Annotated in this window: 12 protein-coding genes and 1 riboswitch; of the genes, 9 read left to right on the top strand and 3 right to left on the bottom strand. The window is 62.1% G+C overall.

Annotated elements, in window-relative coordinates:
- The first annotated feature begins 147 nt into the window (after window positions 1-147).
- Window positions 148-368: riboswitch (cobalamin riboswitch) on the top strand.
- 97 nt (window positions 369-465) lie between these two features.
- From J3P97_RS16750 to cobM, 4 genes are all read left to right on the top strand, one after another.
- Window positions 466-654, top strand: a complete 189-nt coding sequence (locus J3P97_RS16750) for a CbtB domain-containing protein (protein ID WP_420764493.1) — start codon at window positions 466-468, stop codon at window positions 652-654.
- An 11-nt stretch (window positions 655-665) separates the two neighbouring features.
- Window positions 666-1,361 (top strand): CbtA family protein, encoded by a 696-nt coding sequence (locus J3P97_RS16755; protein WP_434601178.1) that lies wholly within the window; start codon window positions 666-668, stop codon window positions 1,359-1,361.
- Window positions 1,358-1,762, top strand: coding sequence for a cobalamin biosynthesis protein (locus tag J3P97_RS16760; protein WP_434672317.1), 405 nt, complete (start codon window positions 1,358-1,360; stop codon window positions 1,760-1,762). The genes J3P97_RS16755 and J3P97_RS16760 overlap by 4 nt, the downstream gene beginning before the upstream one ends.
- A 67-nt stretch (window positions 1,763-1,829) precedes the next feature.
- Entirely contained in the window at window positions 1,830-2,576 is a 747-nt protein-coding gene (gene cobM / locus J3P97_RS16765) for a precorrin-4 C(11)-methyltransferase (protein ID WP_434601179.1), read from the top strand.
- A 446-nt stretch (window positions 2,577-3,022) separates the two neighbouring features.
- On the opposite strand, the gene nfuA is transcribed toward cobM, so the two are convergent.
- Both nfuA and J3P97_RS16775 read right to left on the bottom strand, forming a co-directional pair.
- On the bottom strand, window positions 3,023-3,607 hold the full coding sequence (gene nfuA, locus J3P97_RS16770; RefSeq protein ID WP_003182850.1) for a Fe-S biogenesis protein NfuA: 585 nt from the start codon (window positions 3,605-3,607) through the stop codon (window positions 3,023-3,025).
- A 37-nt stretch (window positions 3,608-3,644) separates the two neighbouring features.
- Window positions 3,645-3,863: a hypothetical protein gene (locus J3P97_RS16775; protein WP_434672318.1), complete on the bottom strand. Its 219-nt coding sequence runs from the start codon at window positions 3,861-3,863 to the stop codon at window positions 3,645-3,647.
- Between the two features lie 81 nt (window positions 3,864-3,944).
- On the opposite strand from J3P97_RS16775, the gene metH reads away from it, so the two are divergent.
- The 4 genes from metH to J3P97_RS16795 all read left to right on the top strand — a co-directional run bounded on the left by metH (window position 3,945) and on the right by J3P97_RS16795 (window position 10,654).
- Window positions 3,945-7,655, top strand: coding sequence for a methionine synthase (metH, locus tag J3P97_RS16780; protein WP_434672319.1), 3,711 nt, complete (start codon window positions 3,945-3,947; stop codon window positions 7,653-7,655).
- A 97-nt stretch (window positions 7,656-7,752) separates the two neighbouring features.
- Window positions 7,753-7,971 (top strand): DUF2970 domain-containing protein, encoded by a 219-nt coding sequence (locus J3P97_RS16785; protein ID WP_024781254.1) that lies wholly within the window; start codon window positions 7,753-7,755, stop codon window positions 7,969-7,971.
- A gap of 546 nt (window positions 7,972-8,517) precedes the next feature.
- Window positions 8,518-10,176 (top strand): nitrite/sulfite reductase, encoded by a 1,659-nt coding sequence (locus J3P97_RS16790; RefSeq protein ID WP_434573404.1) that lies wholly within the window; start codon window positions 8,518-8,520, stop codon window positions 10,174-10,176.
- Complete coding sequence (locus tag J3P97_RS16795; protein WP_305500286.1) at window positions 10,160-10,654, top strand: DUF934 domain-containing protein; 495 nt, start codon at window positions 10,160-10,162, stop codon at window positions 10,652-10,654. The genes J3P97_RS16790 and J3P97_RS16795 overlap by 17 nt, the downstream gene beginning before the upstream one ends.
- A 194-nt stretch (window positions 10,655-10,848) precedes the next feature.
- Here the strand turns inward: J3P97_RS16795 and sohB are convergent, their stop codons facing one another.
- Window positions 10,849-11,880, bottom strand: coding sequence for a protease SohB (sohB, locus tag J3P97_RS16800; protein WP_434672320.1), 1,032 nt, complete (start codon window positions 11,878-11,880; stop codon window positions 10,849-10,851).
- 226 nt (window positions 11,881-12,106) lie between these two features.
- Between sohB and J3P97_RS16805 the strand changes: the two genes are divergently transcribed.
- Window positions 12,107-12,817 (top strand): histidine phosphatase family protein, encoded by a 711-nt coding sequence (locus J3P97_RS16805; RefSeq protein ID WP_434672321.1) that lies wholly within the window; start codon window positions 12,107-12,109, stop codon window positions 12,815-12,817.
- The last annotated feature ends 25 nt before the right edge of the window (window positions 12,818-12,842 follow it).

Here is a 12,842-nt window from a genome sequence, read left to right on the forward strand (position 1 = left end):
TGCCGCCAGCGTATCGTTTGGGATAATTGTGTGTACGCCTACCTCGTTATCGGCCTGACTTGCGGCTTTTGCAGGGCGAGATGAAAAATAATCCACCGCATCGGTGGCGCGAAGCCGCGATTGACGCCCCGGCCTCGCCCATGGTCTCCTGTCGGCCTAGTTACGGGTGCCCTTCACAGGGTGAAACGGGAAACCGGTGAATCGTGTGCTTTACTCCAAGGCCACGTCAGTCCGGTGCTGCCCCCGCAACGGTAAGCGAGCGAAGCGTCGAATCCACTGTGCCTTGGCATGGGAAGGTGACGCTTGCAGGCAAGGCTTTGGCCCAGCCCCTCGCGAGCCCGGAGACCGGCCCATGACTCAAGCTCAACAAACCCGCGGTGGGCGGGCGCTGTTCGAATTCTGGCGAGCCCTCGCCCGGGTTTTCATTGCGCTCGCTTCCCCGCCGACAAACCCGAGGGAAGCGCCATGTCGACCATCAGCAGCACCGCCCGCACCACCAGCAGCACTGTCACCCTGAGCCAGCGCCTGAGCGCGGCGGTCCTCGCCTCGATCCTCGGTGCGGGCCTGGTCTACTTCGCCGGTTTCTCCCACATCGAAGCGGTGCACAACGCGGCCCACGACACCCGGCACAGCGCCGCGTTCCCGTGCCACTGAGACCTGACGACATGATCAAGCGTATCGCTCGGACTGCCGGTTTCAGCGGGCTGCTGGCCGCCCTGCTGTTGACTCTTCTACAAAGCCTGTGGGTCTCGCCGCTGATTCAGCAAGCCGAAACCTACGAAAAGGCCCCGGCCAGCGAAGTCCATGAGCATGCTTCGGGCGCTGCCCACAGCCACGACGCCGAAGCCTGGGAACCGCAAGACGGCTGGCAACGCCTGCTCGCCACCACCGGCGGCAACCTGGTGGTCGCGGTGGGTTTCGCCCTGATGCTGGCGGGCCTGTACACCTTGCGCGAGCCGACGCGTACGTCCCAGGGCTTGCTTTGGGGCCTGGCCGGTTACGCCACCTTCGTCCTCGCGCCAACGCTTGGCCTGCCACCGGAACTGCCTGGTACGGCGGCGGCTGAGCTGGCCCAGCGGCAGATGTGGTGGATCGGCACGGCGGCGTCCACGGCGGTAGGCATCGCCCTGATTGCCTTCGGCCGGCAGTGGCTGCTGAAGCTGCTGGGTGTTGCGACGTTGCTGGTGCCTCACGTCATCGGCGCGCCGCAGCCTGAAGTCCATTCGATGCTGGCCCCCGAGGCGCTGGAAAGCCAGTTCAAGATCGCTGCGCAACTGACCAATGTCGCGTTCTGGCTCGCCCTGGGCCTGATCAGCGCCTGGCTGTTTCGCCGTGGCGCCCAGGCTCGCCACGACGCATGAATAGCGGGCCGATCCTGGTGGTCGGCCTGGGCTGCCAACGCGGTTGCCCGGCCAGTGCATTGCGGGCATTGCTTGAGCAGACGCTGCTGGCCCATGGCATTGCGCTCGATAATGTACAGGCCTTGGCCAGTATCGATCTCAAGCACGACGAACCGGGCCTGCTGGAGCTGGCCGAGCAATTGGCGCTGCCACTGACCTGCTTCACTGCCGAGCAGTTGGCGGGTTATCAAACCCAGCTCAGCCAGCGTTCCCGGGTCGCCTTCGAGAGTACGGGCTGCCACGGCGTCGCCGAAAGCGCCGCCCTTGCCCTGGCCGATCAACTGGGCGATTCGCCCGCGAGACTGCTGATTACCCGTCAGAAAAGTGCGCAAGCCACTCTGGCATTGGCGGCAGCTTCGTAACCCTCGATAATCGCCGCCGGAATCATGAGCGCTGCTCATGCAAGGCCCTTTTCTACAGGAACCGGTCATGACCGTTTACTTCATCGGTGCCGGCCCCGGCGACCCGGAACTGATCACCGTGAAAGGCCAGCGCCTGATCCACCGTTGCCCGGTGATCATCTACGCCGGCTCCCTGGTGCCGGCGGCCGTGCTCGAAGGCCACAGCGCCGAACAGGTGGTCAACAGCGCAGAGCTGCACCTGGAACAGATCGTCGAACTGATCAGGATCGCGCATCTGAACGGCCAGGACGTGGCCCGGGTGCACTCCGGCGATCCAAGTCTGTATGGCGCGATCGGCGAGCAGATCCGCTGCCTGCGGGAACTGGACATCCCTTTCGAAATCGTTCCGGGCGTCACCGCCACCTCAGCCTGCGCGGCCCTGCTCGGCGCCGAGCTGACGCTACCGGACGTGTCCCAGAGCGTGATCCTGACCCGCTACGCGGACAAGACCGCGATGCCCGCCGGGGAAGAACTCGCCAGCCTGGCGCAGCATGGCGCAACCATGGCAATTCACCTGGGCGTCAATCACCTGGAAAAAATAGTCGCGGAACTGCTGCCCCACTACGGCGCGGATTGTCCGATCGCGGTGATTCACCGGGCCACGTGGCCGGATCAGGATTGGGTGGTGGGTACGCTGGAGGATATCGCCGGGAAGGTCCAAGCCAAGGGCTTTCGACGTACGGCGCTGATACTGGTGGGGCGTGTGTTGGGCAATGATGTGTTCAGCGAATCATCGCTGTATCGCGCCGGGCATGCGCATCTGTACAGGCCCTGACTCGTCGATATGGCTCAATCGGAATCCCTTGTGGGAGCGAGCCTGCTCGCGAGAGCGGTGGATCAGCCGGCAACGATGTCGAATGTGCCGGCCCCTTCGCGAGCAGGCTCGCTCCCACATGATGCCCGCCGGAATCGTGACCCTGACCCGGATCCTGTGGGAGCGAGCTTGCTCGCGATGACCATGGCACGTTCAACATCAACGCAAGCTGACCCGCCGCTATCGCGAGCAAGCTCGCTTCCACAGGGATCGGGGGCGCCTCCAAGATGGCATGCTGACCCTAGAAGCTTTTGTGGCGAGGGAGCTTGCTCCCGCTGGACCGCGAAGCGGTCCCTTGGCGACTCACGCGTCAATCACGGAAGACGCGCGGGTTGCCTTGCGATTGCTACGCAATCGAGCGGGAGCAAGCTCCCTCGCCACAGTGTTCTGCGCGCAGCTAGCACCTATCAGTAGTAGGCGTTTTCTTTCTGCGTGTGGTCGGTCACGTCGCGTACGCCCTTGAGTTCCGGGATGCGCTCGAGCAAGGTGCGCTCGATGCCTTCCTTCAAGGTCACGTCAGCCTGGCCGCAGCCCTGGCAACCGCCGCCGAACTGGAGCACGGCGATGCCGTCTTCCACCACGTCGATCAGCGACACCTGGCCGCCGTGGCTGGCCAGCCCCGGGTTGATCTCGGTTTGCAGGTAATAGTTGATGCGCTCGTTGACCGGACTGTCGGCGTTGACCATCGGTACCTTGGCGTTCGGCGCCTTGATGGTCAGCTGGCCGCCCATGCGGTCGGTGGCGTAGTCGACCACCGCATCGTCCAGGAAAGCTTCGCTGAACGAGTCGATGTACGCGGTGAAGCTCTTGAGCCCCAGCGCGGTGTCTTCGGGTTTTTCTTCTCCCGGCTTGCAGTAGGCAATGCACGTCTCTGCGTACTGGGTGCCGGGCTGGGTGATGAAGATGCGGATCCCGATACCCGGGGTGTTCTGCTTGGACAGCAGGTCGGCCAGGTAATCGTGGGCGGCATCGGTAATGGTAATGGCGGTCATGGAAACTCCTCGCAGGCTTGGCGGCAGTTTACGCCAATCATCGCGCCGGACAAAGTCCCAGTATTTTTGTCAGGAAAGCAGCCGACCGCGCAAGGACGCGAAGCAGCAACTGCCGGGCGAGGTCGCGCTTGATCCGCGCCATCTTCGCTACGCTCAAACCGTAGGTGACGTGGGTCTTGTGCACGATTTCCCCTGCACCGGCCAGAGCCGGTAATAGATCGCGCCGGTACCGCTTGCGAACATGAGCTAAATTCATGCAAAAGCCCTCCATGATCAAATCCTGCACAGGTTTGCTATCATTCCGGCCTTCGTAATGGTCTTTTTTCCAGGTAGTCCTATGTCTGATCGCAGCGCTCGCCTTTATCTTCTCCAGCAAGCCCTCAAGGAACGCATCCTGATCCTCGACGGCGGCATGGGTACGATGATCCAGAGCTACAAGCTGGAAGAGCAGGACTACCGTGGCAAACGCTTCGCCGACTGGCCGAGCGACGTCAAGGGCAACAACGACTTGCTCGTGCTGACCCGCCCCGACGTGATTGGCGCTATCGAAAAGGCCTACCTGGATGCCGGCGCCGACATCCTCGAAACCAACACCTTCAACGCCACCCAGGTGTCCCAGGCCGACTACGGCATGCAGGGCCTGGCCTACGAGCTGAACCTGGAAGGCGCGCGCCTGGCCCGCAAGGTGGCCGACGCCAAGACCCCCGAAACCCCGGACAAGCCGCGCTTCGTCGCCGGCGTGCTCGGCCCGACCAGCCGCACCTGCTCGCTGTCGCCGGATGTGAACAACCCCGGCTACCGCAACGTGACCTTCGACGAGCTGGTGGAGAACTACACCGAAGCCACCAAGGGCCTGATCGAAGGCGGCGCCGACCTGATCCTGATCGAGACCATTTTCGACACGCTCAATGCCAAGGCCGCGATCTTCGCCGTGCAAGGCGTCTATGAAGAGCTGGGCATCGAGTTGCCGATCATGATTTCCGGCACCATCACCGACGCCTCCGGCCGCACCCTCTCCGGCCAGACCACCGAAGCCTTCTGGAACTCGGTGGCCCACGCCAAGCCGATCTCCGTCGGCCTGAACTGCGCCCTCGGTGCCAGCGAACTGCGCCCGTACCTGGAAGAACTGTCGAACAAGGCCAGCACCCATGTGTCGGCGCACCCCAACGCCGGCCTGCCCAACGAATTCGGCGAATACGACGAGCTGCCGGTGGACACCGCCAAGGTCATTGAAGAATTCGCCCAGAGCGGCTTCCTCAATATCGTCGGCGGTTGCTGCGGCACCACCCCGGCGCACATCGAAGCTATCGCCAAGGCTGTCACTGGCTATGCTCCACGGCAGATTCCCGAGATTCCCCGGGCGTGCCGCCTGTCGGGCCTGGAACCGTTCACCATCGATCGCAGCTCGTTGTTCGTCAACGTCGGCGAGCGAACCAACATCACCGGCTCCGCCAAATTCGCCCGGCTGATCCGCGAAGACAACTACACCGAAGCCCTGGAAGTGGCGCTGCAACAGGTCGAGGCCGGCGCCCAGGTGATCGACATCAACATGGACGAGGGCATGCTCGATTCGAAGAAGGCCATGGTGACCTTCCTCAATCTGATCGCCGGCGAACCGGACATCTCCCGCGTGCCGATCATGATCGACTCTTCCAAGTGGGAAGTCATCGAAGCGGGCCTCAAGTGCATCCAGGGCAAGGGCATCGTCAACTCCATCAGCATGAAGGAAGGCGTCGAGCAGTTCATCCATCACGCCAAGCTGTGCAAGCGCTACGGCGCCGCCGTGGTGGTGATGGCCTTCGACGAAGCCGGCCAGGCCGACACCGAGGCGCGCAAGAAGGAAATCTGCAAGCGCTCCTACGATATCCTGGTCAACGAGGTTGGCTTCCCGCCGGAAGACATCATCTTCGACCCGAACATCTTCGCCGTCGCCACCGGTATCGAAGAGCACAACAACTATGCCGTGGACTTCATCAACGCCTGCGCCTACATCCGCGATGAACTGCCCTACGCGCTGACCTCCGGTGGCGTGTCCAACGTGTCGTTCTCGTTCCGTGGCAACAACCCGGTGCGCGAGGCGATCCACTCGGTGTTCCTGCTGCATGCGATCCGCGCGGGCCTGACCATGGGCATCGTCAACGCCGGCCAACTGGAGATCTACGACCAGATCCCGGTGGAACTGCGCGACGCGGTGGAAGACGTGATCCTCAACCGTACACCCGAAGGCACCGACGCCCTCCTCGCGATCGCCGACAAGTACAAGGGCGACGGCAGCGTCAAGGAAGCGGAAACCGAAGAATGGCGCGGCTGGGAAGTGAACAAGCGCCTGGAGCACGCGCTGGTCAAGGGCATCACCACCCACATCGTCGAGGACACCGAGGAATCGCGCCTGTCCTTCGCCCGCCCGATCGAAGTGATCGAAGGCCCGTTGATGGCCGGCATGAACATCGTCGGCGACCTGTTTGGCGCCGGCAAGATGTTCCTGCCCCAGGTGGTCAAGTCCGCCCGCGTGATGAAGCAGGCCGTGGCGCACCTGATTCCGTTCATCGAAGCGGAAAAAGGCGACAAGCCAGAGGCCAAGGGCAAGATCCTGATGGCCACGGTCAAGGGCGACGTCCACGACATCGGCAAGAACATCGTCGGCGTGGTGCTGGGGTGCAACGGCTACGACGTGGTCGACCTCGGCGTGATGGTGCCGGCGGAGAAAATCCTTCAGGTGGCCAAAGATGAGAAGTGCGACATCATCGGCCTGTCCGGCCTGATCACACCGTCCCTGGATGAAATGGTGCATGTGGCGCGGGAGATGCAGCGCCAGGACTTCCACCTGCCGCTGATGATCGGTGGCGCCACGACCTCCAAGGCCCATACCGCCGTGAAGATCGAACCCAAGTACAGCAATGATGCAGTGATTTACGTCACCGACGCCTCCCGCGCCGTGGGCGTGGCGACGCAGTTGCTGTCCAAGGAGCTCAAGCCGGCGTTTGTCGAGAAGACCCGCCTGGACTACATAGACGTGCGCGAGCGCACCTCCAACCGCAGCGCCCGCACCGAGCGCCTGAGCTACCCGGCGGCCGTGGCGAAGAAGCCGCAGTTCGACTGGAGCAGCTACCAGCCGGTCAAGCCGACTTTCACCGGCGCACGGGTGCTGGACGATATCGATCTGAACGTCCTGGCCGAGTACATCGATTGGACGCCGTTTTTCATTTCCTGGGACCTGGCCGGCAAATACCCGCGCATCCTCACCGACGAAGTGGTCGGCGAAGCGGCCACCGCGCTGTACGCCGATGCCCGGGCGATGCTGCGCAAGCTGATCGACGAGAAACTCATCAGCGCCCGTGCCGTGTTCGGCTTCTGGCCGGCCAACCAGGTGCATGACGACGACCTGGAAGTCTATGGCGACGACGGCAAGCCACTGGCGCGCCTGCATCACCTGCGCCAGCAGATCATCAAGACCGACGGCAAGCCGAACTTCTCCCTGGCCGACTTCGTCGCACCCAAGGACAGCGGCGTGACCGACTATGTCGGTGGCTTCATCACCACCGCCGGCATCGGTGCCGAAGAAGTCGCCAAGGCCTACCAGAACGCCGGCGACGACTACAACTCGATCATGGTCAAGGCCCTGGCCGACCGATTGGCCGAAGCTTGCGCCGAATGGCTGCACCAGCAGGTGCGCAAGGAGTATTGGGGCTATGCCAAGGATGAGCGCCTGGACAACGAGGCGCTGATCAAGGAGCAATACACCGGCATCCGCCCTGCCCCCGGTTACCCGGCCTGCCCGGATCACACCGAGAAAGCCACCCTGTTCCGCCTGCTCGACTCCGAGGCCAGCGAACTGAAAGCCGGACGCAGCGGCGTGTTCCTCACCGAACACTACGCGATGTTCCCGGCGGCGGCGGTCAGCGGCTGGTACTTCGCCCATCCCCAGGCGCAGTATTTCGCCGTGGGCAAGATCGACAAGGACCAGGTCCAGAGCTACACCGCGCGCAAGGGCCAGGACCTGAGCGTGACCGAACGCTGGCTGGCGCCGAACCTGGGCTACGACAACTGATCAGGCGCCTCTGAAAAGATCGCAGCCGAGGCTGCGCTGCGATCTTTTCCCTGGGGTTGTCTATGCTTGTCCCAAACCCATGGCAGACGAGGGATTTATGGACGATCCAGTCGACAACAAGCCGCCGACCCTGTTGCAGATGATGCACAGCGTGCTGGCCGCCGCTTTCGGCGTGCAGAGCGGCAAGAACCGCGCCCGGGATTTCACCCACGGCAAGCCGAGTCACTTCGTGATACTGGGAATCGCGTTCACAGTGATCTTCGCCTTGACCCTGTTTGGCATCGTCAAGCTGGTGGTGCATCTGGCGGGGTTGTAACGCCCTTCAACATCACACACATACCCCTGTGGGAGCGAGCCCGCTCGCGAAGACGATAGGCCAGTCGATGATCATGTCGGCTGACACATCGCTTTCGCGAGCAGGCTCGCTCCCACAATGGGTTATGCGTGGATTGGGACGTTATTGATGACTGACCCAGAACACCGCCGTGCCCACCACCAGGATAATCAGGAACAGAATGGCCCAGGCATCAACGGTACTGTCGCTTTTCCTTGCTTTGGTCGGATTACTCATTGCATCGCCTCTTGTCGGTTTTGTAGGTGATTGCATAGGGACTCGACCACAGTTAAGACGATGATTGCCCGTACGACAAATGTGGGTTAGCCAATAATCGAAGGCATTAGTCGATTTGGTTCTTTACATATACTCAAACATCACTTTTGCGCATAACTCAAAACAGGTATCTTGCACCGGCTCCTCTAGGAGTGCGCGGCCGTGCGCGCAGAATTGCCGAGGCAGAACCCGATTTCAGCGAGCCAACCTGCAGCTGTTTCTGATCGGCCCAAGCCTGAGAACGAGACTTATATGTACGTATATGACGAGTACGATCAGCGGATCATCGAGGACCGCGTCAAGCAGTTCCGTGATCAGACCCGACGCTATCTGGCAGGCGAGCTGAGCGAAGAAGAATTCCGCCCTCTGCGCTTGCAGAATGGCCTGTATATCCAGCGCTTCGCCCCGATGCTGCGCGTGGCGGTGCCTTATGGCCAACTGACCTCGCGCCAGGTGCGCAAGCTGGCCCAGATTGCCCGCGACTATGACAAGGGCTACGCCCACATCAGTACCCGGCAGAACGTCCAGTACAACTGGCCTGCCCTGGAAGACGTGCCCGAGATCCTGGCGGAACTGGCCACCGTGCAGATGCACGCGATCCAGACCAGCGGCAACTGCCTGCGCAACGTGACCACCGACCAGTTTGCCGGCGTCGCGGCCGACGAACTGATCGACCCGCGCCCATGGTGCGAGATCGTTCGCCAATGGACCACGTTCCACCCGGAATTCGCCTACCTGCCGCGCAAGTTCAAGATCGCTATCAATGGCTCGACCTCGGACCGCGCGGCCATCGAAGTCCATGACATCGGCCTCGAAGCGGTCTACAACGCCGCCGGCGAGCTGGGCTTCCGCGTGCTGGTGGGCGGCGGTCTGGGCCGTACGCCGGTGGTCGGCGCGTTCATCAACGAGTTCCTGCCATGGCAGGACCTGCTGAGCTACCTCGACGCCATCCTGCGGGTGTACAACCGCTACGGGCGTCGCGACAACAAATACAAGGCGCGGATCAAGATCCTGGTCAAGGCCCTGACGCCTGAAGTGTTCGCCGAAAAGGTCGAGGCCGAAATGGTCCACCTGCGTGGCGGCCAGACCACCCTGACCGAAGCCGAAGTCCATCGCGTGGCCAAGCATTTCGTCGACCCGGCCTACAAGGCGCTGGACAACCAGGACGCCGAACTGGCCGCCCTCGACAAGGAACACCCGGGCTTCGCGCGCTGGCGGACACGCAACACCCTCAAGCACAAGAAACCGGGCTACGTCGCGGTGACCCTGTCGCTGAAGCCGACCGGTGTCGCACCGGGCGATATCACCGACAAGCAGATGGACGCCGTGGCCGACCTGGCCGACCGCTACAGCTTTGGCCAGCTGCGCACGTCCCATGAGCAGAACATCATCCTGGCGGACGTTGAACAGAGCCAGTTGTTCACCCTGTGGGGCGAGCTGCGCGAGCAAGGCTTCGCCACGCCGAACATCGGCCTGCTGACCGACATGATCTGCTGCCCGGGCGGGGATTTCTGCTCGCTGGCGAACGCCAAATCGATCCCGATCGCCGAATCGATCCAGCGCCGCTTCGACGACCTCGACTACCTGTTCGACATCGGCGAGCTGGACCTGAACATTTCCGGCTGCATGAATGCCTGCGGTCACCACCACGTCGGTCACATCGGCATCCTCGGCGTGGACAAGAAAGGCGAGGAGTTCTACCAGGTCTCCCTCGGTGGCAGCGGCAGCCGCGACGCCAGCCTGGGCAAGATCCTCGGCCCGTCGTTTGCACAGGACGACATGCCGGATGTGATCGAGAAGCTGATCGACGTGTACATCGAACAACGTACCGAAGACGAGCGTTTCATCGACACTTATCAACGTATCGGCATCGACCTCTTCAAGGAACGCGTCTATGCAGCGAATCATTAAGAACAACGAGGTCATCGACGAAACCTGGCACTTGCTGCCCAAGGACGCGACCTTCGATGGCATTTCCAACTGCGACGACCTGATCGTGCCCCTCGCCCTTTGGCGCGACCATGCCCATGCGCTCAAAGCCCGTGATGGCGGCCTGGGCGTGTGGCTGGATGCCGACGAAGAAGCGGAAGAAATCGGCGATGACGCCAATCAGCTCCAAGTCATTGCACTGAACTTCCCGGCCTTCACCGACGGGCGCAGCTACTCCAACGCGCGCCTGTTGCGCGAACGGTATGGCTTCAAGGGCGAATTGCGCGCCATTGGCGATGTGCTGCGCGACCAGTTGTTCTACATGCGCCGCTGCGGTTTTGACGCCTTTGCCCTGCGTGCCGACAAAGACCCCTATGAAGCCCTCGAAAGCCTCAAGGACTTTTCGGTGACCTACCAGGCGGCCACTGACGAACCGTTGCCACTGTTTCGCCGCCGCTGATAGTTGAAGTATGAAAAAGCCCTGATCCGGGTGTACCGGGTCAGGGCTTTTTGTTGGTCTCGACTTCGAAACCTCTGTGGGAGCGAGCCTGCTCGCGAAAGCGGTGGATCAGTTGGCACCCATGGCGAATGCACCGCCGTCTTCGCGAGCAGGCTTGCTCCCACAGGGGACAATGTTGGTGCGACTTCAGTGGATTACCAGAACCGCTGCTGCGTCAGGCGGCTCCACCAGCTCAGCAGCACCCGGTCCACCGAACCGCTGGCCGCCATGCCGATGCGCTCCTGCAGGCTTTTGCGTTCGGCATAGTGCAGGTGATAGAGCTCGGCACCCTTGGCCCGTTCGGCCAGGTATTCATCGCTGGTCTTGAGCTCGTCCACCAGCTGTTTCTCCAGCGCGGCGACACCGAGCCAGACCTCGCCGGTTGCCACTTCATCGATAGCCAGCTGCGGGCGGTAGTTGGACACGAAGTTCTTGAACAACTCATGGGTGATGTCCAGGTCTTCCTGGAATTTTTCCCGGCCCTTCTCGGTATTCTCACCAAACACCGTCAATGTGCGTTTGTACTCGCCGGCGGTCAGCACTTCGAAATCGATGTCGTGTTTCTTCAGCAGCCGATTGACGTTGGGCAATTGGGCCACGACGCCGATGGAGCCGAGGATTGCGAACGGGGCGCTGATGATCTTCTCGCCGATGCACGCCATCATGTAGCCGCCGCTGGCTGCAACCTTGTCGATGCACACCGTCAGCGGCACGCCGGCCTGACGGATCCGCGCCAGTTGCGACGAGGCCAGGCCGTAGCTGTGGACCATGCCGCCACCGCTTTCCAGGCGCAGGACCACTTCGTCCTTCGGGGTCGCCAGGGTCAGCAGCGCGGTAATTTCGTGACGCAGGCTCTCGGTGGCGGAAGCCTTGATATCGCCATCGAAGTCCAGCACGAACACCCGGGGCTTGGCCGCCGGTTTGTCTTTCTGTTTCTTCCCGGCTTTTTCAGCCTTGCCTTCGCTCTTGCGCAGCGCCTTGAGCTGGTCCTTGTCCAGCAGCGTCTGCTCCAGACGCTCACGCAGGCCCTTGTAGAAATCATTGAGCTTGCTGACTTGCAACTGCCCGGCCGACTTGCGCCGTCCCTTGCTACGCAACGCAGCAAAACTGGCCATGACCACCAGAATGGCGATCACCAGCGTCACCGTCTTGGCCAGAAAACCGGCGTATTCGACAAAAAACTCCACAGCGACTCCTTAAATGCAATGCGCCACTGAACGCAGGCGCGTAACGGTCCCAGCATACCCATGCGCCTGCCCCGCTGCCAGCCATGAAACCTGCTGTTACCGTAACGCGGGTGAGTCCGGACGGGCCTGTAACGGTCATTTCAAACGAGCGTATGTTTTTTCGTTGACAGCCCTCCGCCATCCTCATAACCTCGCCAAACCTTCAACGTACCGGGATGACGCGGACGTGGGCAGCATTTATCTGATACGACATGGCCAGGCCTCCTTTGGTGCGGATGACTACGATGTCCTTTCGCCCAATGGCATACGCCAGGCCCAAGTGCTCGGCGGCCACCTGGCGGAGCTCGGCATCGTGTTCGATCGCTGCCTCTCGGGCGACCTGCGTCGCCAGCAGGACACCGCTATCGGCACGCTGGACGCGATGTCCGCTGTCGGGCTGCCGGTTCCCGAGGTGGAAATCGACGCGGCGTTCAACGAATTCGATGCCGACGCGGTGATCCGCGCGCTGCTCCCGGACATGCTGCCCCAGGAGCCCGAAGCGCTGCATATCCTGCGCAACGCGGCGCAGAACCGCGGAGAGTTCCAGCGCATTTTTGCGTTGATCGTCGAACGCTGGCTCAGCGGCCAGTATGACCCGCCCGGGCTGGAGAGCTGGCTGGGTTTTGTCGAGCGGGTCCAGGCCGGCCTGCACCGCATCCTCGAAAAGGCCGACAAGACCCACAAGATCGCCGTGTTCACCTCCGGCGGGACCATCACCGCCCTGCTTCACCTGATCACCCAGATGCCTGCCCGGCAAGCTTTCGAGCTGAACTGGCAGATCGTCAACACCTCGCTCAACCAACTGAAATTCAGAGGCCGCGAGGTGGCCCTGGCTTCCTTCAACAGTCATGCGCATCTGCAACTGCTGAAGACCCCGGACCTCATCACCTTCCGCTGAGGCCGGATTACTTGCAGACCCTTGC

Source organism: Pseudomonas sp. R1-15, assembly GCF_051132085.1.
Classification (GTDB): Bacteria; Pseudomonadota; Gammaproteobacteria; order Pseudomonadales; family Pseudomonadaceae; genus Aquipseudomonas.